This is a genomic window from Vibrio sp. Scap24 (genome assembly GCF_013394185.1).
Classification (GTDB): Bacteria; Pseudomonadota; Gammaproteobacteria; order Enterobacterales; family Vibrionaceae; genus Vibrio; species Vibrio pomeroyi.
Window position 1 is genome coordinate 3,438,807 of the sequence record NZ_CP041332.1, and the last position, 21,088, is coordinate 3,459,894.

The window sequence follows — 21,088 nt, forward strand, 5'->3', positions numbered from 1 at the left end:
AAGGAATCAAGGTGTTAAGGTACATTCAGCGTCGAAGAATCAAAAAGGTAATCAAACTCCTGTCTGCAAAGATGGTTAAGAGTTACGGGAGCCGTGATTTCTTCTCTATTGGACAAGTCGAAACCAGTTCTAAGGAGCTGAGTAAGCGCCAACAACAAATTGCATTGGCTTTGTTTGCTGATCCACAAGATCTCGATGCTGAATTGGCATCCACTATTCAATTACTGAGAAATGATGTGTCTAACGATTTCTTTGGTGGTGAAAGCTACAACGCACGCGACGTTCTAAACCTTTTAGGTGGTAGCGGTTGGAAGGGCGGTCGCATGGACGACGACATGTCACATCGCATGGGTATGAATAGCCGCTATTAGTCCGCTAATCACTATTTATCTGAGTACATCTTCTACTGTACATCTAATGTACCTCCCAAAAGCGGCTTACTCATTAAGCCGCTTTTTATTCACTTTGGATATTGTTTCCTCAATCAAGATGGAATACTGAGATCCAATAATTCGAAGCAACATCATCTATCGACAACGCATTTCTATGAGTTGTGTGACTCTGATTCCTATCAATATAAAACCCGCTGTTATTGATAAAATTGACGTATATATTTTTCGTTGTTCTTTAAACAAAAACTATAAACCCTCGAAGTGCAATATTGATTGGTAAGTGAGTAATTAAAGTTGTGCACAGGGTAAAATAATAGAGAGTGGGAAAGTGACAACAATAAATAATAATATTCTAAAAGTAGCAGTAGGTATGGCTATGCTATCGAGTGTGCCGTCAGTGGCAAACGCTCATGGTTGGTCTGAATTTCCAAGCGCACGTCAGAACACGTGTTACGAGCAAGGTGGTATTTGGTCGGGTACACCACCAAATGCGGCATGTGCTCAAGCGAAAGATATTTCTGGCTCGTACCCGTTTGTTCAACGTAACGAATATGCAAAAAACATTCAGGATTTCAACAACATCAACGCAGTGAAAGCAGCGATTCCTGATGGCACGCTCTGTTATGCCAACGATTCGCAAAAGCGCGGTATGGGGGCGCCTCATACTGGTTGGACTCGTACCGAGCTAAGTACAGGCACGTTTGAATATGTATTCAACGCGACTGCACCACACAATCCTTCATTTTGGGAGTTCTACCTAACGAAACCAAACGCAGACTTGAGCAAAGGCCTAGCGTGGGGTGACTTAGATCTTATCCAAGAAGTGGGCAATGTTCCTGTAAGCGGTGGTAAATACCGTATCAATGTGACGATTCCATCTGACCGTTCTGGTGACGCGATCCTATATGTACGCTGGCAGCGTAACGATGCAGCGGGTGAAGGCTTCTACAACTGTTCAGACATCACTATTACAGGTGGTACAACACCTCCGCCTGAGCCTACACCACAACCTGATCTAGTACGTGGCGACTTGTTTGTATCTGACCAGTTTGGTACACCAGAAATTGGCGACACCGTTAAGTACGACATCATCAACAAGTATGGTGAAATCGCACGTAGCTTCGACATCGTGATTGATGCGAGCAACGTGAACGATTGGGCTCGCTTGTTAGCGTCGGAAATTAATGGTTGGCACGAAGAGTTTAAAGACGGTGCGATCTTCATTGGTGACTGGCACGCTGAAATGCAGCACTACATGTACTTCCAAAACGATCCATCACGCAACTTCTTTAACTCAAAAGATAGCCGTGCATCTGGTCAGTTAACGTTGATTGAAGGTGGCGACGGCGGTGTTGAGCCATTAAAAGGCGACATCTACGAATTAGTGAAAAGTGACAATGTCGTTAATGCTGGCGACAAAGTTGTGATTGCGACGAGCGAAGCAGCAAACCTAACTCAGACTCAAGGTTCTGCCGTTAGCATTCAAAACAACGGAACGGCTTCAATTGTTGTCGATACGACTGCGATTACAGCGAACGAAACTTTGTCGTTCATTGCTAGCTCAATTGAAAGCGAAAGTGTAGAAACCTTCACGTTCGAAGTGATTGCTGAAGATGGTGGTGTAACTCCTGACCCAGATCCAACGCCGGATCCTGATCCTACACCTGACCCAGACCTAGGCTCGTGGGACTCGTCTAAGGTTTACCTTGGTGGTGAAATCGTGACTTACTCTAACCAGTCATGGAAAGCACAATGGTGGGTTCAGGGCGGTGAAAATCCTAAGACGACATACGACAACGACAAATGGGGCGTTTGGCGTCCAGCTAACTAGTCTTTGTTTTAAAGATACTAATTAGCTTAGTCAAAACTACACAGTAACATCAGCACCATGCTTTATAAGTGTGGTGCTTTTTTGTGGGGTATAAGTAAAGCATGATGCGATATCGCCATGAAAATAATAGTACTGGGTCGACTGTGAAGTGAATTGTGTTTATCTTTATTAGTTCAAGTCTGACTAAAGAGTACATTGGGTTAACGGCTGGTTTTTTCGATGTTCCCATTTACTACTCAATCGAGTGTATCCAAGCCTCAGCTTTTGCGTTTTGTAATGTGTTAGCGAATTATTCCAGAATAAGGTTTTCTTTAATCTCATCGTTAAGATACCCCTGACCAAAATCTGGTGTCATGAATTCGAAGAAGGAGGAGTCTAGAAATCTGGTTTCTAGATAACTCGATTCTAGATAATGGACATCTAAGTGATCAGCACTCGCGTAGGTGGGAATCGCGGAAAACAAAACGATACTGATCGCTGCAGCGATATTAATGACTTTGTTACGTTGAGGAGTCATTTTCATAGTAGTGCCCTCGAAAGGTGGGCAAATCCATCTGCCTATGAGAATTGAATCTGAGATGTTTAGAAGTCGTAAGACAAACCAAGTGTGATGATGCTGTCGTTGTCGATCGGGCCCATCGATTGGCCGTTCAAGTAAAGGTCACCTTCGTTGGTGTTGAAATAGGTGTATTTCACGTAGGGTGTCCAGTCGTCGATGCTCTTAGAGAGAACGACTTCGTGTTCATTGGTACGGTAGTCACCTTGATGAAAATAGACATTGTCACCGTCATGGGTAAATCCGCCGTTGGAGCCATCACTGTTTTCGTGAGTGTATTGGTAAGCTAAATCCCAACCGGCGAGTGAGTACCCCGCACCGGCGATGAACTTATTGGTATTAATCGTGGTGTCGCTTACATTCTCGAGTACTTGGCCTGACTGGTTATATCCCAATCCACTGAATACATTGAAATTATCGTTCACTTGGTAATCGATAATACCTTCGATTAGTAACTCTTCACCTTTGTCCCATTTACCAAGCTCACCGTATAGGTTGAACGTGAAGGATTCGCTGATGTGAAAGTCGTGGCCGTAACCCGCTGCCAACCAACCCTGGTCATCAAAACCTATATAGACTTGTCCATTTTCTGAGGTGTCGATTAATGCGCCAGCTTCGGTGGTATAGACACCGTTATCAGCAGCATTAGAGGCAACGTTTTGTTCGATGTAAACTTGAGTCGAAGTCGCAAACGCTGCACTGCTGAGTAATGTAAGTGGTAGTGCAATAAGGTTAAGTTTGTTCATGTATTCTCCAGTGTTGTTCTATTGAATTAACTTGCTGGAGAGTATGTGATGAAACCAAATTTATATTAATAGGGTTAACTTTAGTTAAAACCTCAGTTTCATTTATGTTTTCTTAATGCCGATTTGATTGCTTCACGGGTTTTGATGTGTTGCTCGTCGTTAGCATAACGGCGGTGATAGAGCATTCGAAACGTGAGCGGTTTTAATTTGATGGGGATAGGGTGAACGCGTAAGCCAAGCGCTGGTGCGAGCATTTCTGCAAAAGAACGAGTAGAAGCGGCGATGTAATCTGTCGTGCTTGCCAAAATCAGCATGCTTGAAATTGAGCTGGTTTCAATTCTGACTTTTCTTGGCTCGATATCGCTCTCTGATAAAAACTCGACCGTGTTCATGTTGGCGCGTTTGATCTTGAGTGCAATATGTTCCTCTTGGAAATACTCCTCTTTACTCAGTGTCTCACCAATTCGAGGGTGGTTGATTCGAGTCAGACACACGGGCTCCTCATCGACGATGGTTTCTTCAATCAATGAGTGTTTCTTACTCGAAAGTACATCAATGACGATATCCACTTTTTGTGCAGTAAGCGCATCAAACAGTTCTTCCTCTTCGAGCGGCGCTTCCGTAAAGCTTACGCCTTCAACCTGGCTAACGAAATGAAGCAAGCTCTCTGTGCAATAGACTTTAAGGTCATTCTTTTGCTGCTCAACCGTTCCAATGATGTTCAATGGGTCTTCTATCTTGTTAGCGAGTGATACCGCAGCTCCAGTGGGCGCGATACCTCGTCCTTCTCTCACAAATAAAGCTTTGCCCACGACCCCTTCGAGTCTCTTAATAGCCGCGCTTACCGCGGGTTGAGAAATATCGAGCTGCTCTGATGCCACGGTGATAGAGCTGTGTTTGTAAACGGCCAAAAATGTCGTCAGTAGATTAAGGTCCAAATTCAGTTCCCTCTATTCTTATTGCCACTCATCCAAATCATGGTGGAATCGTTATTAACTCATAAATGAAATGGAGGTTTTAAGTAAAGTTTACACTATATATCAAGGTTCTGTTTATTAATAAACTTGTTTGCATCGGAGTGAGGAAGGAACTTCATTCATTTACTAAATACTCAGACCGATAGGTGAAACTATGAGAACTTTTGCAAAATTATCAATCATCTCGACAGCAATGATCATCACGACAACCGCTTTTGCTGCTGACCCAATGATGCAATACAACACCAAGCAGACCAACTCTGATATTCAAAAACTCGAGAAATTTGAATATCACGAGGGTGAAACCCTTGAAGAGTATCTGAGCACTCAACCTAAGGGGAACTTGTACTCTTCAGAAGAAGAGGTCCTTTCTGTGTTAATGGGCGGTGTAAACAATGGTGACTATCGCAAAGAAACCAATTCAGGTTGGAAAGAAGGCCTGATGTTTGAGGGCATTGCACCTTATGGCGATCACATGGTGTCGGGCGCCAACTGGTTCCCACGAACTGAAGAAGTTCAACCGGATGAAATGCGTGTCACGTTCATGGGGACATCACCAATGATTCGCCCGGGGCAAGCAAACACCTCAATATACGTAGAATTGGGTAACGGCTCTAACTTTGTCTTTGATTTAGGTGAAGGGTCAATTGCGAACTACGTAGCGGCGGGTGTCGCGATGAATGAACTCGACCATATCTTCATTACTCACTTACACGTAGACCATTACGGCTCGTTACCTTACCTGTATCAATTTGGTGGTTGGAATGGTCGCTGGGAAAAGCCGCTTAACATTTATGGCCCGAGTGGTGCGACTCCAGAATATGGCACTCGTCATATGATTGAAGGCATGCAGCAAATGTTGAACTGGCACACCGATGCATTTGATGTGTTCCCATCAGGCAACGACATAGTGGTACACGAGTTTGATTTCCGCGACGACGGTGGCGTTATCTATGACCAAGACAATGTGGAAGTGATTCACTGGCGACGCAGTCACGCAAAAGATGGCGCGTCTGGTTACCGCTTGAATTGGACTCAAGATGACGGTCGAGTGCTTTCGTTTGTTTGGACAGGAGACGGTCGCCCAACCGAGTTGGATTTGAAATACGCAAAAGGCGCAGACTTGTTCATTACTGAACTGCAAACCGAAACGTTTGGTGTGTCTTCGATTATTCAAGGTGTGCCGCCATTCTTAGCACGTTACACCGTTGATACTCACCATACACCAGCGTACGCGGCGGGTTATGTGGCGAATGAAGTACAACCGCGCTTGTTCATGACAACGCACATGACATTCGACCCATATCTCAATGAGGAAACCGTTGCTGAGGTTCGCCACCATTGGCAAGGGCCTTACCACTTCGGTGCGCCAGATGGCATTGTCGTTAACATGACTAAAGATAATGCGTGGGTTCGTGAAGGTATTTTACCTGATTTCCCGAATGCGCGAGCGCCACAATTTGATATGGCAGATGGGTCTGACTTTAGAATCCCGTTGCCGAAAAACAGCCGTGAAGACATACAAGAACAAGAGATTCGTGATTTAGAGTTGGATCCAAAACTGTACTACCCAGAAGGCTACCACCCAGAGCTGTTAACAGAGTGGCCAGTCGACCGTGACATCGTGATCCCAGCTGAACAAGTACCAGAAGCAATGAAGCAAGGTATGAACACCAAGCAAGAATACATGGATAGAGTGCGTGCTCACCACAATCTTGAGCGCAAGTCGGTAAGTCGTCCAACTGAGCCTGGTGAAGGAGCAGGAACCGATAACAAATAGGGTATTTGCAGTGAGGGCTGATATTGCCCTCACATCCTAAAAAGTTAGGTAAACAAACCCATTCTCTTACTCAATCATAAAGCTATTGCTTACAACTTCTTTGCTTAGAATATCTGGAGTTCATTATGAAAAAATCAATTTTAGCGGTCGTTATCCTTTCTTTAGTGGCAGGGTCTGTTTTCGCTAACGGACAGTCAAATGCTCACAACTATCAACCTGGTGCGACGAATAACTCAGAACGATTAGCGGACATTGATCCTAACTACGAACTGACCTTACCTTCAGAAAAAGAAGGCTACACCATGTACGATAACCAATACATGTCAGATGGCGGCACCTACACAACGTACGTCAAACCGAACCCTTCCGATGCAATGCATGTTGCCGATGAAGGCTCACTAAAAATAACGCACGGTGAAGGTGGAGGCATTATGACGGAATACACAATAAAGGATGGCCAACACGCTTTTTCTGTTATGTGTGGATATACCTCGGGTCCTTCATTCTGGGCTGATGGAAAACCAGCGAAGGTATGTCAAGAGGCGCAAGCATTAGCGGTTGCCTTGGAAACAAAAGGGGAATGGGAGATGAAGCAGATGGCTTACACTAGCGCGCCAGCAAGAATCGTGGTTGATAAGTGATTCTTGTCTTCAGAACGCTTGTTATATCGAGCCTCGTTATCTAATCATATTGATTATTTGTCGTGAGATGAAGAGGCGCTCAGGCTGAAATAGTCCTGACGTTCCCATCCGCTCATCTCACCAGAAGTTAAGCCAAGCAACTAATCAAATTGTTCTCTCAAATTTAGAAGGTCTATCCATGAATAACACTATTAAACTACTGGCTATTGCATGTGTTTTACTTACTCCAATGCTTGTAGCCGCTGCTGAACATAATCACAGTCACAATCATTTCAACCCTGCACTAGAACAACTTGGTGATGACATTATTGGTCTAACTGTGTGTTACAAAAATGGTCATCTCTCTGATGAAAACCAAGAACCTGCTTTCATGAACCTTATCAACCACGCCAATGTGGAAGGAGAGGAGTTAGGGATGTTCTACATGGACAAGTTGGGCCCTAAAGCCGAGCAAATCATGAGTGATGATGAGGCTCGCCGTTTATGGACCGAAGATTATTGTGCTGATTTGACTGATACCTATTTGGACTCAGACAAGTTAGCTCAGAGAGTAAATGAACATCAAGGTCATTCCCAAGGTCACGATCATGGGCATCACCATAATCATGACCACCATGGACATGGCGATTTGACACCAGAGGTGCTTGAGCAAGATATCGAACGAGGGCGTTTACTCAGTATCAACTAAGCAAAGTAAAATAAGTGTACTTACTTTGTTAGCTCTTGGCACAAAATGGTAAGACTCGAACCGAGTGAATGAATAGAATTATCTCAAACGAAACAAGTGAACTAGGGCTGAAGCTAGTCACGTTATCTAATTCGAATGGATATTTTGAAAGCTCGAAAGAGGATTAATCAATGTACGAACTAACACTACTTTTAAGCCTAATGATGGGTGGCGCTGACAGCACGGCTGAAATGGAAATTAATACCCAATTTACGACTCTTGAACAATGTAATGAAGAAGGCGCGGCATTAGCCGAGAAGCTAAATGCGACCGACCTTAAAGTGCTCCAAGTTCAATGTGAGCGTGACTAATCAAGAGAGCTAGTTTAACAATATGGGCACATATCTTTGTGTCCATATCACACCAACATAATAACTTATCCCTTGGTCTCTCCATCTGAAACTCTTTTGTTAGCCACTACAAGTAACACCATACTATTAACACGCCTTCGTCAAAATACTATTTCCCTTCCACTTGCTAATTATATATTTTGAAACATTTTCATCTAACCTATTGTTAAATATTTACTATTTGATAGTGTGTCTAGATGCACATTGAGGATGTGCATCACAATTAGTGAAGAATAATAGTAGGAGTTGCGATGAGTATTATAGTGAGACGGTCTGAACCGTCAGATGCAAAGGGAATCAAAGAAGTTTACGAATGCACTAATGCTTATACTGGTACGCTGCAACTCCCAAATCCATCACTGGAAAGTTGGCAGAAACGAATCTCCAATATTCCTGATAACGTGTACTCCTATGTCGCGTTAATTGATGGAGAAATTGTCGGCAATTTAGGAATGGAAGTGTGTGTAAACCCGAGAAGGCGTCATGTTGCTTCATTCGGTATGGGTGTTAAAGACGATGTATTAGGCAAAGGCGTCGGCAGCCAACTACTCGCGACCGCGATCGACTTGTGCGATAACTGGATTAACATCAAGCGACTGGAATTAACGGTCTATACGGATAACGAACGAGCGATTAGTCTGTATAAGAAGTTTGGTTTCGTTATTGAAGGGGAGTCAGCAGGGTTCGCTTTCAGAAATGGCGAATATGTGGCGGCTTATCACATGGCTCGACTGGTATAGCGCTCGGTTTGTAACATACGGCTATAGCTAACACAGCTAGAGTTCTTTAATAGATAATAAAACGCCACGTTACAGAACGTGGCGTTTTCTATTTCAGTTAACTGATGCTTTGCAGCGCTTCAGCTTTAACCTTACTTAAGCCGTAAGAGGCTCAAGGTTCGCAGGGCGGTAGTGTACTGATTTTAGTACCTTACCTTGGCGAACGGTTTTGCCTTCAGATACGAAATCTTCCGCACACTTAGCGATGATGTATTCGCCTTTTTGAACAGCCATCAGCTTGATGTTTTGTTCAGCATAGAAAGCTTCAGTTTCTGCGTATTCTGTTTCGTTACGGCACACTTTGCTCATGTTGCTTGAGTGTACTTCGTCCCAGCAAGGCAGAAAGTCGATTGAACGGTTTTTAGAAACATTTAACAGTAGGTCAATCAGGTAGCTGATTGCTAGGTTGTCTTCTACCTTAGCTTGGCCAAGGTGAACCAAACGTCCCATCAAAACATAAACGCTGTCTACAATAGCGTCCGCTTGTTCGATTTTAGAGTCAGCTTCTGCAAGTTCTGTCAGTTCTTCGATCGCTAGAGAGGTATGTAGCGTATCGCCTTTTTCGTCCATTGTTTCGGGAGCAGCAACAGGCAGATCAAAAGTACTGCGGAACTCTTCAATGTCGCGGTAAAGGTGATCGTAGATTTCTTGGCTTAGTTGAGAAAGGTTCATTTTCCTATCCATTCTGTTTCGTTAATGGATTATTTTATCAAAGCTGGGAATAGGGTGCTAACGCAAAGTGGAGGAAGTCGACTTTTATTCATTGGATCAATGAGGTATTTTGCACATAAACTAATTGATTATTATGTTTATTTACACTTTACTCTTTTAAATATACCAAATATTGATGTTGTCACTAACTTCGGCAGCAGTGGGATCCCAAGTATGCACCAAGCTAGTGAAAGTGAAATTGTTATACGACGCTTGTACCAAATCACCAATGATTATCGAAAGGGTTTCGATATTCAGATCGCTCAGCTGCTTATCATGGGGCTTGAGCGCTTCGATTTAGATATTGGTATTCTGTCTAAAGTAGATGGCAACACTTATCTAGTTGAACATTGTGTGACTCCAGAAGGTGTCGACTTAAAAAGCGGTGACATGTTTGACTACCGTTCGACCTATTGCGAAATTACCTGCAAATCGAGTAGCCCTATCTGCATTGAACACTGCGGTAAACACAAAATCTACGCGAGACATCCTGCTTACCAATCCTTTGGCTTAGAATCTTACATTGGCATTCCCATTTTCGTCGACGACGAGCTCTATGGCACTCTAAATTTTTCGAGTGGTAACCCGTATTATCGCGAGTTTAAAGAGTTTGATATTGATGTAATGAAGTTGATGGCGTCATGGATCGAAGTGGAATTGGTTCGAAGACAACAAGAGCACAAGCTGAAAGAGCTGAACGAGAAGCTAGAATACCAAGCTTTATATGACCCTCTCACACATCTACCGAATAGACGTTGTTTGTTCAAAACGCTAAATGCAGAAGTCGAGCAACTTAAAGGCTCTTTAGGACAGGGAACTTTGGCGGTTGTTGATATCGATTTCTTTAAACAGGTTAATGATACTTACGGTCACCAAATGGGTGATGTTGTGTTGAAGAAAGTTGCCAATGTTCTGAGCAACAACACTCAAGAGGATGACTTTGTCGCACGCTTCGGCGGAGAGGAGTTCATTCTTTGGTACCCAAATAGTAATCCAAGTGGTATTGAAGACAAGTTCAGGTCGCTTTTGGAAGATATGAAGAAAATTACACTCGATAGAAAGCCTGTCACGGTATCAATCGGGGCGTGTCATTTTGAATTGAGTACGGGTGATAGCAAAGGGGAAAGGATGTCTGCACTCGATTCTCTGATTAAAGTGGCTGACGAGTGTTTATATATCGCCAAACAAAATGGACGAGATCAGTTTGTATCTCGTCCATATCATCAAGAACGTGCAAGTTCGTAAATACGGAAAACGTATTGCATTTTCCGATTCGGAATCACTTAACTAAATAGGTAAGGGAACAGCTTACGACGCTCTTCAGGCGTTAAGGATTCAACTCTTGCGATGTTGGTATCTGGGATCGCTTCAGGGTTAGGGTAGTGCTTGAGTACCTTTTCCATGCTTGCTTCACGAATCAAATGGTAAACCGGATATGGAGATCGATTGGTTAGGTTTTCATCGTCTTCTGGATCCGCACCACCAAAGCAATAGTCAGGGTGGAACGTCGCCACTTGGTAAACGCCTTCCCAGTCTTGCTGTTTGATCAACGCTTCAACCCAATCAATGAACATGTTGTAGTCGAAGAAATCTTGCAGCATGTTAGGAACTACCACCAAGGTCGTCTCTAATTCAGCAACTGGCGTGTTATCTAGCTCTACGAAATGCGTCATGATGTCTTCCAGTAACGCTTCTTCCGTATTCGCTTCACTCACAAAGATCTTAATCTGTTTATTACGTTGTGGTTTGGCTGCGAATGGACACAGGTTCAGGCCAATAACAACATCGTCTAACCATTGCTTTACTTGGTCGTGGATGGTTTGAAGATCTGTGCTTTGAGTGTTCGACATAACAGGTTCCGAAATGAAATTTTGCGTAGGATATCAGAACGGACGTTAATCAAAAGCAATAATTCATTGGATACCTTGCTTAGTTAAGCTTCGGCTAGTTTAGAAGTCGATACTTGCAACTGTTTTAAATGATAGACCCATGCAAATATCGCGACATAGAAGATAGAACCGCCCGCTATCACACCGTTCCAACCAAACAACTGCCAGCAGTACAAGAGCAAGAATCCACCTAAACTACCACCAATATAATAGTGAACCAGATAGAGCGCGGTCGCTGTAGCCTTAGCAATCGGGGCTTTTTGACTCACCCAAGAGTAGGCAAGGGTGTGTGCGAAGAAGGCTCCGCCACTAATCAGTAATAAACCAGCGAGCATGAACGGAACCTTATCAACAGCAGAAACCAACATTCCGATTAAGCTGATACACACGCCCATTAAAATTCCGTTTAAAGGATCAAAGCGAAGTGTCCACTTGTTGGATAGCTTAGAACTTACCGTACCAGCCAAGTAACATAGGAATATGAGTGAGGCCAAACCAACAGGTACTGAGTGTGGTTCGGATACCAGTCTAAAGCCCATTACAGAGTACAGGTTAACAAACAGGGCGAAGTTAGCGCCGCCAATCAACATGGCAAGCCACAAGGTACGGTTTCTTAAGTGCATTACAACTGAGCGGTTGTGATGAAAGAACAGCCCTTTTTGAGGTTTGAAGTTCTGTTGGTCAGGCAGGCGATAGGCAATAAAGAGTGCACCAAGCAATGAACCGACAACGAAAAACAACACGGTTGCATGCCAATCGAAATAGTCTGTGATTAAGCCGCCTAATACACGCCCGAAGATACCACCTAATGAGTTGGCCGCAATGTAGCCACCAATCGCGACAGCAAAGGCTTTGGGTGTTAACTCTTCGACCATATAAGCAACTGCCACTCCAGCAAAGGCCGCGACAGCGATGCCCATAAATGCGCGGGCAATAACCAGTTGCAGCAAGGTAGTCGTGAACACCATGCTTAACCCTATTAATGGGATAGCGAATAGGCTGAACAGAATAATGGGTTTTCGACCAAAGGTTTCCGAGGCAATTGCCCAAGGTACCAAGCTAATCGAAAGGCCGAGTGTTGTAGCAGCAAACAACCAGTTGATTTGGGTTTCTGATACTTGGAAGTGTTCTGCCATGTGCGGCAAGATAGGTTGGAAAAGGTAGAGGTTACAAAAAATGATAAACGAACCAATCGCCAATGATTGGGTGATTCGTTTGTATTGAGAACTGCCTTTATCAAACATTTACGTAGCGCCTGTACGAGTAATTAAGCTATTTGTGAACAAGTTATCAGTACAATGACGATTAAAGAAATATATTAAAAATATCACCTCTATATATTTAATATATTGATATGCTTGAATCAAAACCCCTTCGACATTTTCTAGCCGTTGCTCAATTTGGCAACTTCACGCAGGCGGCTAAAGCGTTGCATATTGCACAGCCTGCATTGAGTATCTCCATAAAAAAACTCGAACAAACGTTGGAGTTAGTTCTATTTCGTCGCGGAGACAAATCTGTCACCTTAACCGAAGAGGGAAAGGTGTTGTTTGAGCATGCCAAGCGAATCGCCCAACAGTTTGATGATGCGCAGCTTGCGATGAACGAGTTAAAGGGGTTAGAGAAAGGAGAAGTGCGGTTAGGTGCGCCAAGCATGATGGGGAGTTACTTCTTCCCACAAGTCGTTATGGCCTTTAAAAGCCAATACCCCAACCTCAAACTAACGCTGATTGATGCGGGTACGGCGTCGATAAGGGAGATGCTATTAAACGGTGAACTCGATATTGGGGTTATCAATCATGAAAATGTGCCAGATGATCTCGAAACCGACCATCTACTCAGTTCTGAGATGTTAGCCGTTGTAGGCAAAGAACATCCATTAGCATCACAACCATCCATCACCTTTGAAGAGTTTTTCACTCAAGAGCTGATCATGTTCAAGTCGGGTTACTTTCACCGAGACTTTATTGATGCGACCTGTAAGAAATACAATCTAGATATGACCATCGCATTCGAGACCAACTTGCTACCGATGATTTTATCTATCGTGAAACGAGAATTCGCGATTACCGCACTGCTTAGCTTGGTGACAGAGTATGAAGAAGACGTGGTCGGTGTACCATTCAAAGATCCTGTTAAACTTAATCTCTCTCTAGCTTGGAGAAAGGAAGGGTATCTATCGAAGGCAGACCGAACCTTTATTGATTTCGTAAAGCAGTATGTGTGATGAATTCTTATCAAATGAGTCAGTAATTTGAACCAGTATCACATTTTAATGAGTGAGTTGCGACTGATGTCACGATTTAAGTCCTAAATATTAACGGCTTATAATTTACTAGGTACGCGTAATACTCAATAATCACAATACCTTTTGAGTATGGTATACTGATTTTATGAAATGTGAATGTAAAGAGCAAAAACTGGTTAGGATTCATCGAACGTTTATGGATCGTTTCTTCGGTATTAAGGGGCGATACCAATGTGTCAATTGTGGTACGGTCTTCAAAATTAAAGGCTAATACTTAATCCGATTTAAAGCTAGTACACATCAGTCTTTATCTTCGCTTTGTCATATAGGCCTGTATCTAACGGGTCTGGTGTTTTCCGTTGTCGAACAGTCCCGCATTTGTCGTCTAAAGTGTGTTTGGTTGTCGATTAGTCGATTTATATTCAAATCTAATTCAAACCCTTCAAATTACATTCATCCTATTTCACCTGTTGTCCTCATCGATTTGTCATTAGTCTATCGTCTAACCTAATGTTTTTTTTAAGGTAAGTAGCTCCAAGATTTGTTTCACGTAATAGCTCTAATGTTAGTTATATTATTTACAGAAAAACGTGTGTCCTGCGATATGGTTATCTGAGATTTACTAAGACATATTGTTTACCAATCAGTTATTAATTTGGTAATCACAGAACAATGAAATGTACGTGTAAAGATCAAAGGCTCGTTAGAGTTCACCGAACAATATTGGACAGGTTTTTGGGCATTAAAGAAAGGTACAAGTGCGCTGCTTGCGGTGCGTGTTTAAGAGTAAAAGGTTAACGTTGCTCAAGGTTGGTAACTGGCTTTTATAAGAGTATAAAACAAAGCCCGCAGATCCATATTGGGACCTGCGGGCTTTGTCGTATAGAAGTATGACTGATTCAGAACATGTTAGGTGTTCTTAGAGTTATACATCTTATCGAAGTTCTTCTGATTCCATCCGACCATCACTTGGTCGCCGATTTTCAGTACAGGGATAGAGCGAGCACCCATTGCCTGTAACTCTTTACGGCCACGTTGCATTTTTGCATTCGTTAGGCGGTAAACAATTTTCTTAGAGTCCAAATAGCGTTGGGCATCTTTACAGTGTGGGCATTTGTCTGCGACGTACAATACAACACGTTTCATTTTTTCATTCTCTTGGTGAATCCCGCTAAAGTGTAACGAATCCTAGGTGATTAGAAAAGTGTGATCAGTTACACTATGCGGCTCAATTTTCAAGACCACAACGTATTGTCGTGGCGTAACTTGTACGGTCTTTCAGAATGCATCCTTCTTTGCGCTATATTCAAGGCTATCCTAAGCATATTATCGACCCTGTGACTCAACTTGTAGAGTCAGGTAAATTGGTGCCTTGGTTTGAAGCTCGCTATCCAAATAATCATGAAATAAAAAGCGAGAAGGCCCTGTTTGATTATGCGATTGAGATTAAAAATCGCTACATGAAGAAAACACCACCGATCAGCAAGGTAATTTACGACGGGAAGATACACCTAATCAATAATGCATTAGGCCTTCACTCTTACGTTGCCAAGAATCACGGTGGCAAGATTAAATCGAAGAATGAGATTCGTATCGCCAGTGTCTTTAGAAATGCACCAGAACCTTTGCTTCGAATGCTGGTCGTGCATGAACTGGCGCATATCAAAGAGAAAGAGCACGACAAAGCCTTTTACCAACTATGCTGTCACATGGAACCGGAATATCACCAACTTGAGTTGGATGCCCGTTTATTCATGATGTATTTAGATTTAAAGAAGTAGCCCAATGAGCCAATCACAAAATAGAACCACGCTAAGCCTGTCGAAAAACAGCGCCTCTGATAAAAACCGTAACAATGGGGATTCAAAAGCTGCTGGACAGAATAAAGCCAAGCGAGTTTCTGGTAAGCCAACCAGTAATAAAGGCGGAGCGGGTAAAGCACCGTTTAAGAAAGGCACTTCGAATAAGAGCGCACCAAAAAGATCGAGCGGTTCGCAAAAGCCTTCTGGCTCGAAGCGAACGGGCGGTTCACAACGTAACAAGAATAATGCTAAACCTGCGGGTGGGTTGCACCCTAGAAATCAACACACAGGTCGCTACGACTTCGAGTTACTAGTTGTTGCGTTACCTGAATTGAAAGAGCACTTGATTAAGAACCCTGTTGGTGAAGATACGATCAACTTCTCGGACCCATTGGCGGTTAAGCTACTTAACAAGGCATTGCTAGCACATCACTATGGCGTTAAGCATTGGGACATTCCCGCGGGTTACCTGTGTCCGCCAATTCCAGGCCGAGCAGATTACATCCATAGAGTGGCAGACATTCTTAATAGCGATGGTCAAGGCGAACCTTATAATCACGCTTCTGTGAAGGCGTTGGATATTGGTGTCGGCGCAAACTGTATCTACCCAATCATTGGTACCACAGAATACAAATGGCGTTGTACGGGGACAGATGTTGACCCTGTATCCATCAAAACTGCAAACTTCATTGCAGAAAGTAATGCGAACCTAAAAGGTAAGATCCGAGCGCGCTTGCAAGCAGACTCTGAAGCTATCTTTAAAGGCGTGATTAAGGATAATGAACGTTACGATGTCACTATTTGTAACCCTCCATTCCACGGTTCTTTAGAAGAAGCGGAAAAAGGGTCACAGCGTAAGCTTGATAATCTAGCAGCAAACCGAGCTAAGAAAGCAGGCAAGTCATTCAAGCCAGAATCTAAAAAATCGCAGGCGAAGCAAGACAAGCCAACCTTAAACTTTGGCGGTCAAAAAGCGGAACTATGGTGTCCAGGTGGTGAAGCGGCTTTCATTATGAAAATGGCGAGAGAGAGCCAGCAGTTTGCAACGCAAGTGCTGTGGTTTACGACACTGATTTCTAAGAAAGACAACGTAGACATGATTCGTTCAGAGCTTGGTAAGCTGAGAGCGAAACAAGTGAAAGTGGTAGAGATGTCGCAAGGCCAAAAGGTGAGTCGCTTTGTAGCGTGGACCTTTATGGATGATGAGCAAAGACAAGAGTGGATTGCACTTAAATAACTCTCCAATACGAAAGTACCTAATAGCTTAACTAAGAAAACGGGCTTGTTGTTCATTCAACAAGCCCGTTTTTTATGTTCTAGTGATTCTAAGTAGAGAGCAACTCATCTAACTTGGTTTGGTACTTCTTCTCAAGTGCACTGTTTCCGGCTTTATTTTCCAGTTCTACCAATATTAGAAGCGATGGAATTTGATAGCCATAGCGCTGGTGGAACTTGAACAGACGAAGTCTCGCGTCGTTATAATCTGCTTCACTTACTTCAATCTTTGATAGCTGTAATATCGACTTTGCTCGATTCGGGTCGTGGTCAATAGCACGTGTGAAGTAATACTTTGCTTGGTCAGTATTCCCAGCTTTAAACGCGCAAAAGGCCGCATTCTCATAACTGGCAGAGACTAAATAATAATAGGGTTGGTCGATGGCTCGGTTGAAGTATTTGTCAGCCTGCTCATACTCGCCTTGTTTACACAAAAACGTACCGTAGTTATTCAATACATTTCCGTTTCTTGAATCGAGACTCAGCGCCTTTCGGTAAGTGGATCTTGCTTCATCGACTTCGCCAACTTTTTCATAGTAATGTGCCATGGAGAGTCGTGCACGGTAATAGCTGGGTGCGTGTTGGATGGCAAGCTCGAGGTTCTCGCGCGCTCTGACCATATTTCCTTGCCCCATGTAGCCTAAACCTAATTCAATACGAGATTCAGACATCGCGATAGGGTCACTTTCTATTTTGGGCGGGCCTTCGGTGACAGAAACACAGCCAACTATTGCTAGAGAGGCAAGTAGTGCAACACTTGTTGATAATCGGGAATATGAAAACAATGACTTGGCAGGCATGTGAAGCTCCTTATGAACACCAGACAATCATATGAAATTGGCTAACATAAGGTGGTAAATCAATGGTGGAATGCGACCCACTCACCATAAAAAAGCTGCGCCCGATAGGCTATTGTTATAGTTAAACTAATCAATAGCTTACCGAGCGCAGCTTTAAGAGACGGATTAAAAAGCTTGTTATCAATCGTCTTTAGTGAAGTTCTCTTCGCTGAAGTGATCCAAATCGTAAGGCGTTTGTTGGTAAACGCAGTAGTTTAGCCAATTTGAGAACAGCAAGTGTCCATGGCTTCGCCAGCTCGCAACTGGTTTGTTGTCTGGATTGTTGTTTGGATAGTAATTAATTGGAATCACAGGCTCCATGCCTTCACCCAAATCACGAATGTATTCATTGTGAAGCGTATGAGCATCGTATTCAGGGTGACCCGTCACAAACACATTCCGCTTGTCTTTGGTTGCCGCCAGATATACACCAGCCACGTCTGAAGTCGCAAGCACATCAAGGTCGGTATGCTCTGCTAGATACTCTGGTGAGAAATCTGCATATCGAGAGTGTGGCGCTAAGAAGGTATCATCAAAACCACGCAAAATAGGGTGGTAAGGGTTATGAATTTCGTGGTTGTAAACACCAGACAGCTTCTCTTTGCGAGTGCGCTTTGGCAAATCATACAACAGCTTTAAGCCCGCTTGAGCAGCCCAACACACATAGAGTGTGGAAGTAACGTGCTTGTTAGCCCATTCCATGATGGTTTTCAGGTGATCCCAGTAGATAACATCTTCAAATTGAACCAAACCTAATGGCGCACCCGTGATGATCAGTCCATCAAAGTTACGGTTTTTTACCATCTCAAATTGGCGGTAAAAGTTATCTAGGTGTTCAGTCGGTGTGTTTTTACTTGGTCGATCATCAATGCGTAACAGCTCAACATCCACTTGCAATGGGCTGTTTGATAGTAGGCGTAAGAATTGAGTTTCGGTTTCAATCTTCTTCGGCATTAGGTTGAGGATCAAGACTCGAAGTGGACGAATTTCCTGTGTCGATGCTCTTGATAGCGGCATAACAAAGATGTTTTCTTCACGAAGAACATCGGACGCTGGCAATTGGTCTGGAATGCGAATAGGCAAAGCTTTCTCCCTAAGCTAGATATGTAGACGTCTATACATCTAAATCTATAGTAGTTTAATACGCTTGTCGATATACAAAATGGATAGTTGTAAATTATTTGTGTTTTTTATCAGAAGCAACACATCGATTTTCAAGGCATATCATCACGTTATTTGTCGATTTGGTTCAAGCCCAGAGAGTTGCTATGTGGTTGGGATAGTGGCAGTTTTCAGAGCAACCCGTTACTAATTAAGATAAACTCATGTTTTCAAATTAGCCTGTAAAGTGATTGATGAAGTTAATACTCATTCGAGGGTTGCCCGGTTCGGGTAAGTCCACAAAAGCGAAAACCTACGATGCATTGCATGTCGAGGCGGACATGTATTATGTGAATGAACAAGGTGAGTACCGTTTCGATCCTAGGCAGTTGCAGCAGGCTCATGAGTGGTGTCAGAACACGGCTGAAAATGGTTTGAAGCAAGGTCTTGATGTTGTGGTCTCAAATACCTTTATCAAACATTGGGAAATGAAAGCCTATCGCCAACTTGCGCTGAAATACAAAGCGGATTTGGTTATAGAAGTATGCCGAGAGCAATATGGCACTATTCACGACCTTGAACCTTCAGTGATTAAGCGAATGGCGAAAGATTGGCAAGAATAGCCTCGTGCTTGCGTGGCTTAATGGCGTATAGATTAAATTAATAGAACAACTCCAAGGTAACGATTCAAATGGCAAAGCGCTCTGTTGTGGTTGATATGACTTCTTATGGTATCTACTCCACATGGGATTCTAAATCTAAAGACCTCCCAAAAATCCAAGAATTTACCACTACCGTTGATGCTGAAATTGACGTTGAGTTTGGCTATATCCTGAATATCAAAAAAGCAAAAGGCGAAAAGATCCGTTACTGCATCTACCATCCGAACATCACCACCGACAAAGGCGAAGTACTTGAACCGTTCGATGGCGAAGAATACGTTGGCAATAACGACTGGGATTTCTACCTAGGTGACACCATTTGGGCACCTGTCTCAAACAAGCTCGGTAAATGGCGTATGACCGTCGAGCTAAAAGGCAACATCATTGCCGACAAGACATTCGACTTAGTAGCGAAAGACGAAGGCCAGTTTTGGAAACGTAGAGGTTTCTAGGCTCGAACTTCTGGTTAAATTCAGATAATAAAAAGCCGAGTCACATGTGGACTCGGCTTTTTGATATCAGCTAGATGATGTTCACCATCTAGCTTACAAGTAAGGTTATTGAGTTACGTAAGCCACAACAAACTCAGTGATAGCGACCATGTCTTTCACTGCGATGTACTCTTCAGTGGTATGAACTTTTGCCATACCAGTCGATAGGTTAACGGTTGTTAGACCTTTAGCATTGAAGTTGTTTGCATCGCTACCGCCGCCAGTGCGTTTGGTGTTTGCAGTCACACCAAGCTTCTCGAATGCTGATTTGATCGAAAGAATATGCGGGTGATCGTCTGCAATGACGAATGCATCGTAAGCACGAGTGGATTCGATTTCTACTTCAGCACCGAATTGCTTCGCGCTTTCTTCGAAAGTCGAGATCATGTGTTCAACTTGTGCAGTTAGCTTTTCGCCGTTTAGGGAACGCGCTTCAGCAACCACTTTAAGTTCAGGCATTACGATGTTAGTCGCTTGACCGCCTTCAACAATACCCACGTTTGCTGTTGTTTCTTCATCGATACGGAGCAGGTTCATCTTAGTGATAGCGTCTGCTGCCACTTGAATTGCGCTGATGCCTTCTTCTGGTGCTAGACCAGCGTGAGCAGGGCGACCTTTGATCTTCGCAACGATTTTCTGTTGGCCAGGTGCTGCATTTACGATAGTGCCGATCGGGCCGCCTGTATCTAGTACGATAGCGTGCTCAGATTGGATGTAAGACATATCGAAGTTCAAAGAGCCGAATAGACCGCCTTCTTCGAATACGGTGAACGCGATCTCAATGGTTTTGTGCGCTTGGTCTTCAGCTTGGATTACGCGAACCGCTTCCATGATAGCCGCAATACCAGACTTATCGTCACCGCCTAGGATTGTGTTGCCTTTTGAGCGAATGATGCCGTCTTCGATGATTGGCTCAATACCGATACCTGGCGTTACTGTGTCCATGTGGCAGCTGAATACTGTGCTACCTGGAAGTGTGCCATCTAAGCGCGCGTAGATGTTGAAACCGTTTGATACTTCTTCTGGAACAGCCAGTTTATGTACGTCAAAGCCTAGTTCGCCTAGCTGCTCAGCCAGCGCTTCAGCGATAGCTTTTTCGTTGCGTGATTCACTATCGATTTTCACAAGATCGCAGAAATGGTCGACAAGACGTTGTTCATTAATTTGGGTCATTGTTAATTCTCATTATGGTTCCGCTCTTTCCTTAGAAGTCACGGCTATAGGAACAGGAAAATCACTATAACGCCTTTTTGTAGGATGATTGTCTGAGTTAAATCAAGAAAGTCGCCTG

The 21,088-nt window shown here is 43.4% G+C and carries 23 protein-coding genes; 13 read left to right on the forward strand and 10 right to left on the reverse strand.

Annotated elements, in window-relative coordinates; translation table 11 throughout:
• Window positions 1-11: 11 nt before the first annotated feature.
• On the forward strand, window positions 12-371 hold the full coding sequence (locus FLM53_RS15380; RefSeq protein WP_176681364.1) for a DUF6559 family protein: 360 nt from the start codon (window positions 12-14) through the stop codon (window positions 369-371).
• A 397-nt stretch (window positions 372-768) separates the two neighbouring features.
• The gene (locus FLM53_RS15385; protein ID WP_176681961.1) at window positions 769-2,223 is read left to right on the forward strand and encodes a lytic polysaccharide monooxygenase; all 1,455 of its coding nucleotides are present in this window, start codon (window positions 769-771) and stop codon (window positions 2,221-2,223) included.
• Between the two features lie 289 nt (window positions 2,224-2,512).
• Here FLM53_RS15385 and FLM53_RS15390 read toward each other — a convergent pair whose 3' ends face one another.
• From FLM53_RS15390 to FLM53_RS15405, 3 genes are all read right to left on the reverse strand, one after another.
• On the reverse strand, window positions 2,513-2,746 hold the full coding sequence (locus tag FLM53_RS15390; RefSeq protein ID WP_171730624.1) for a hypothetical protein: 234 nt from the start codon (window positions 2,744-2,746) through the stop codon (window positions 2,513-2,515).
• A 59-nt stretch (window positions 2,747-2,805) separates the two neighbouring features.
• Complete coding sequence (locus FLM53_RS15400) at window positions 2,806-3,525, reverse strand: hypothetical protein (RefSeq protein ID WP_176681363.1); 720 nt, start codon at window positions 3,523-3,525, stop codon at window positions 2,806-2,808.
• A gap of 98 nt (window positions 3,526-3,623) precedes the next feature.
• Window positions 3,624-4,463 carry a LysR family transcriptional regulator gene (locus FLM53_RS15405; RefSeq protein ID WP_017078016.1) on the reverse strand — a complete coding sequence of 280 codons (840 nt, stop codon included), beginning with the start codon at window positions 4,461-4,463 and terminating at the stop codon, window positions 3,624-3,626.
• A 193-nt stretch (window positions 4,464-4,656) separates the two neighbouring features.
• Between FLM53_RS15405 and gntH the strand changes: the two genes are divergently transcribed.
• The 5 genes from gntH (at window position 4,657) to FLM53_RS15430 (ending at window position 8,740) form a co-directional block, all read left to right on the forward strand.
• Complete coding sequence (gntH, locus tag FLM53_RS15410; RefSeq protein ID WP_017068281.1) at window positions 4,657-6,282, forward strand: guanitoxin biosynthesis MBL fold metallo-hydrolase GntH; 1,626 nt, start codon at window positions 4,657-4,659, stop codon at window positions 6,280-6,282.
• 125 nt (window positions 6,283-6,407) lie between these two features.
• A complete protein-coding gene (locus FLM53_RS15415; RefSeq protein WP_176681362.1) occupies window positions 6,408-6,923 on the forward strand; it encodes a hypothetical protein in 516 nt (171 codons plus the stop codon).
• Window positions 6,924-7,101: 178 nt separating this feature from the next.
• Window positions 7,102-7,611 (forward strand): hypothetical protein, encoded by a 510-nt coding sequence (locus FLM53_RS15420; RefSeq protein ID WP_171730627.1) that lies wholly within the window; start codon window positions 7,102-7,104, stop codon window positions 7,609-7,611.
• Window positions 7,612-7,781: 170 nt separating this feature from the next.
• Window positions 7,782-7,961, forward strand: coding sequence for a hypothetical protein (locus tag FLM53_RS15425; protein ID WP_004741638.1), 180 nt, complete (start codon window positions 7,782-7,784; stop codon window positions 7,959-7,961).
• 290 nt (window positions 7,962-8,251) lie between these two features.
• Window positions 8,252-8,740, forward strand: a complete 489-nt coding sequence (locus FLM53_RS15430) for a GNAT family N-acetyltransferase (RefSeq protein WP_086713244.1) — start codon at window positions 8,252-8,254, stop codon at window positions 8,738-8,740.
• Between the two features lie 135 nt (window positions 8,741-8,875).
• Here the strand turns inward: FLM53_RS15430 and FLM53_RS15435 are convergent, their stop codons facing one another.
• Window positions 8,876-9,451 (reverse strand): nucleoside triphosphate pyrophosphohydrolase family protein, encoded by a 576-nt coding sequence (locus tag FLM53_RS15435; protein ID WP_017059167.1) that lies wholly within the window; start codon window positions 9,449-9,451, stop codon window positions 8,876-8,878.
• Window positions 9,452-9,664: 213 nt separating this feature from the next.
• Between FLM53_RS15435 and FLM53_RS15440 the strand changes: the two genes are divergently transcribed.
• Window positions 9,665-10,735: a sensor domain-containing diguanylate cyclase gene (locus FLM53_RS15440; RefSeq protein ID WP_176681361.1), complete on the forward strand. Its 1,071-nt coding sequence runs from the start codon at window positions 9,665-9,667 to the stop codon at window positions 10,733-10,735.
• Window positions 10,736-10,773: 38 nt separating this feature from the next.
• On the opposite strand, the gene FLM53_RS15445 is transcribed toward FLM53_RS15440, so the two are convergent.
• Window positions 10,774-11,340, reverse strand: a complete 567-nt coding sequence (locus tag FLM53_RS15445) for a DUF1415 domain-containing protein (protein ID WP_065584218.1) — start codon at window positions 11,338-11,340, stop codon at window positions 10,774-10,776.
• An 83-nt stretch (window positions 11,341-11,423) separates the two neighbouring features.
• Window positions 11,424-12,623, reverse strand: coding sequence for an MFS transporter (locus FLM53_RS15450; RefSeq protein ID WP_176681360.1), 1,200 nt, complete (start codon window positions 12,621-12,623; stop codon window positions 11,424-11,426).
• A gap of 110 nt (window positions 12,624-12,733) precedes the next feature.
• Here FLM53_RS15450 and FLM53_RS15455 point away from each other — a divergent pair, with 110 nt between their 5' ends.
• Window positions 12,734-13,606, forward strand: coding sequence for a LysR family transcriptional regulator (locus tag FLM53_RS15455; protein WP_176681359.1), 873 nt, complete (start codon window positions 12,734-12,736; stop codon window positions 13,604-13,606).
• 930 nt (window positions 13,607-14,536) lie between these two features.
• On the opposite strand, the gene FLM53_RS15460 is transcribed toward FLM53_RS15455, so the two are convergent.
• Window positions 14,537-14,773, reverse strand: coding sequence for a glutaredoxin family protein (locus FLM53_RS15460; RefSeq protein ID WP_016786183.1), 237 nt, complete (start codon window positions 14,771-14,773; stop codon window positions 14,537-14,539).
• 137 nt (window positions 14,774-14,910) lie between these two features.
• Between FLM53_RS15460 and FLM53_RS15465 the strand changes: the two genes are divergently transcribed.
• Both FLM53_RS15465 and rlmF read left to right on the forward strand, forming a co-directional pair.
• Window positions 14,911-15,408: a YgjP-like metallopeptidase domain-containing protein gene (locus FLM53_RS15465; protein WP_161680468.1), complete on the forward strand. Its 498-nt coding sequence runs from the start codon at window positions 14,911-14,913 to the stop codon at window positions 15,406-15,408.
• Window positions 15,409-15,412: 4 nt separating this feature from the next.
• Window positions 15,413-16,666 carry a 23S rRNA (adenine(1618)-N(6))-methyltransferase RlmF gene (rlmF, locus tag FLM53_RS15470; RefSeq protein ID WP_176681358.1) on the forward strand — a complete coding sequence of 418 codons (1,254 nt, stop codon included), beginning with the start codon at window positions 15,413-15,415 and terminating at the stop codon, window positions 16,664-16,666.
• 88 nt (window positions 16,667-16,754) lie between these two features.
• Here the strand turns inward: rlmF and pilW are convergent, their stop codons facing one another.
• Window positions 16,755-17,504 (reverse strand): type IV pilus biogenesis/stability protein PilW, encoded by a 750-nt coding sequence (pilW, locus tag FLM53_RS15475; RefSeq protein WP_176681357.1) that lies wholly within the window; start codon window positions 17,502-17,504, stop codon window positions 16,755-16,757.
• Between the two features lie 180 nt (window positions 17,505-17,684).
• Window positions 17,685-18,626 carry a homoserine O-succinyltransferase gene (gene metA / locus FLM53_RS15480; RefSeq protein ID WP_004739682.1) on the reverse strand — a complete coding sequence of 314 codons (942 nt, stop codon included), beginning with the start codon at window positions 18,624-18,626 and terminating at the stop codon, window positions 17,685-17,687.
• A gap of 272 nt (window positions 18,627-18,898) precedes the next feature.
• On the opposite strand from metA, the gene FLM53_RS15485 reads away from it, so the two are divergent.
• Both FLM53_RS15485 and FLM53_RS15490 read left to right on the forward strand, forming a co-directional pair.
• A complete protein-coding gene (locus FLM53_RS15485; protein ID WP_176681356.1) occupies window positions 18,899-19,267 on the forward strand; it encodes an ATP-binding protein in 369 nt (122 codons plus the stop codon).
• A 68-nt stretch (window positions 19,268-19,335) separates the two neighbouring features.
• Entirely contained in the window at window positions 19,336-19,758 is a 423-nt protein-coding gene (locus FLM53_RS15490) for a DUF3859 domain-containing protein (protein WP_019824122.1), read from the forward strand.
• 105 nt (window positions 19,759-19,863) lie between these two features.
• Here the strand turns inward: FLM53_RS15490 and FLM53_RS15495 are convergent, their stop codons facing one another.
• Window positions 19,864-20,970 carry a M20/M25/M40 family metallo-hydrolase gene (locus tag FLM53_RS15495; RefSeq protein ID WP_176681355.1) on the reverse strand — a complete coding sequence of 369 codons (1,107 nt, stop codon included), beginning with the start codon at window positions 20,968-20,970 and terminating at the stop codon, window positions 19,864-19,866.
• Between the last annotated feature and the right edge of the window lie 118 nt (window positions 20,971-21,088).